Source organism: Kytococcus sp. HMSC28H12 (assembly GCF_001816045.1).
Classification (GTDB): domain Bacteria; phylum Actinomycetota; class Actinomycetes; order Actinomycetales; family Dermatophilaceae; genus Kytococcus; species Kytococcus schroeteri.
Genome location: NZ_KV824561.1, coordinates 1 through 2,162 on the forward strand (window position 1 = coordinate 1; position 2,162 = coordinate 2,162).

Consider the following 2,162-nt stretch of genomic DNA (forward strand, 5'->3'; position numbering starts at 1 on the left):
CGGCTCGCCGTCGCCCTGGCTGCGCGCCCCTCGCAGGGCACCCACCCGCAGGTCGGCGATGGCGCCGGCCACGTCGTCACCGCGGAACACGGCCGACCCGGCCACGAACACGTCGGCCCCGGCCGCGGCGGCGTCGACCACGGTGTCGACGTCCACGCCGCCGTCCACCTGGATCGCCAGGTCGAGCCCGGACTCCCCCACCGCCCGGCGCACCTCGCGCACCACCTCGAGCTGGTCGTGCATGAACGACTGCCCGCCGAAGCCGGGCTCCACGGTCATCACCAGCACCATGTCCAGCTCGGGCAGCAGGTCGGCGTAGTCCGCGAAGGGGGTGCCCGGCTTGAGCGCCATCGCGGCGCGGGAGCCGGCCGAGCGCAGGTCGCGCGCCAGCTGGCGGGGGTCGCGGCTGGCCTCCACGTGGAAGGTCACCGAGTGCGCGCCGGTCTCGGCGTAGCGCGGTCCCCACTGGTCCACCTCCTCGATCATGAGGTGCAGGTCCAGCGGCACCGGGGTCACCTTCTGCAGGGCCTCCACCACCGGCAGGCCGATGGTGAGGTTGGGCACGAAGTGGTTGTCCATGACGTCCACGTGGGCGGCGTCGGCGCTCACGATGCGCTGCAGCTCGGCCCCCAGCCGCGTGAAGTCGCTGGCCAGGATGCTGGGGTGGACGTGCAGGGGGCGGGTCATGAGGCCTCCGGGGTGCGGCGCAGCAGGGCGATGTACATGGCGTCGGTGCCGTGGACGTGCGGCCACAGCTGCACCGAGGTGGCACGGGCACCCTTGGCGCCGGCCGCCATCTCGAGCTCGGCGTCCGCCAGGGCGGGGGCCACCTCGCGCAGCACGGGCGCCACCTCCAGCAGCTCCACGTCGCCCCTGCGGGCCACCACGTCGTCCACCACCACCGAGGTCTCGGCCGGGTGGGGCGAGCAGGTCACGTAGGCCACCACGCCGCCGGGGCGCACCGCGTCGAGGGCTCCGCCGAGGAGCGCACGCTGCGTGGGGGCCAGCTGGGCCAGGTCGGCCGGTTGGCGGCGCCACCGGGCCTCCGGGCGGCGGCGCAGCGCCCCCAGCCCGGTGCACGGCACGTCCACCAGGACACGGTCGAAGGCGTCCCGGTGGGCGGTGGCGTACTCGGCGCCGTCGCCGACCACCACCTCCACCTCGGGCTGGTCGGCCTCGGGCACGTTCACCGGGTGCAGGGCACGCTCCACGAGATCGGCGCGGTGCTGGTGCACCTCGTTGGCCACGAGGCGTGCACCACGGCGGTGCGCGGTGGTGGCCAGCAGGGCAGCCTTGCCGCCGGGGCCGGCGCACAGGTCGAGCCAGGCGCCGGTGTCCTCACCGAGGGTGGGGGCGCCGGCCAGCGCGAGGGCGGCGAGCTGGGAGCCCTCGTCCTGCACACCGGCGCGGCCCTCCTCCACGGCACGGATCCCGCCGGGAGCGCCCTCGGTGAGGGTCACCGCGGTGGGCGCCCAGCGGCCGTCCTCCACCGTGGGCTGCTCGAGGAGCTCGTCGACCTCCACCCAGCCGGGTCGGGCCACCAGGGAGACCAGCGCCGGGGTGTTGTGGCTCTCCAGCAGCGCCTCCACCTCCTCGGCGGGGCGGCCGCGGTCGAGCAGGCCGGCCATGAGGGCACGCACCATCCACGTGGGGTGGGAGTGGCGGGCGGCGAGCAGGTCGGGACCGGACAGGCCCTCGGTGACCTCGTCCATCCACGCCTCGGCGTCCTTCTCGGTCATGCGGTGCATGGCAGCGTTCACCAGGCGGGCCGGGCCGGAGCCGTTGACCCACCGGGCCAGGGCCACGGTCTGGTCGGCCGCCGCGTGGGGAGGCACCCGCATCGAGAGGGCCTGGTGGGCGCCCAGCCGCAGGGTGCGCAGCAACTCGGGGTCCAGGCCCTCGACCTCGCGGCCCGTGGCCCTGGCGATGACCAGGTCGTAGAAGCCCTGCCTGCGCACCGTGCCGAAGGCCAGCTCGGTGGCGAACGCGGCGTCGCGGCCCGAGAGGCGGAAGCGGCGCATCACGTGGGGCAGCTCGAGGTTGGCGTAGGCCCCCTCGTCGACGCCCCCCAGCAGGTGCCAGGCGGCGGTGCGCGGGGCGTCGGCCTTGCGGGAGCGCTGCCGGGGGGCGTGGGCGCTGCGCCCGTGCTCGCCGCGGGGGCC

General features: G+C 75.9%; 2 protein-coding genes. Both read right to left on the reverse strand.

Features of this window, described 5'->3' with window-relative positions; translation table 11 throughout:
• The coding region (gene rpe, locus HMPREF3099_RS08700) for a ribulose-phosphate 3-epimerase (protein ID WP_070705606.1) at window positions 1-687 on the reverse strand (687 nt) is incomplete at its 3' end.
• Window positions 684-2,162 (reverse strand): RsmB/NOP family class I SAM-dependent RNA methyltransferase (locus HMPREF3099_RS08705; protein WP_070705607.1); only part of this gene is annotated, 1,479 nt, incomplete at its 5' end. The genes HMPREF3099_RS08705 and rpe, both read right to left, overlap by 4 nt.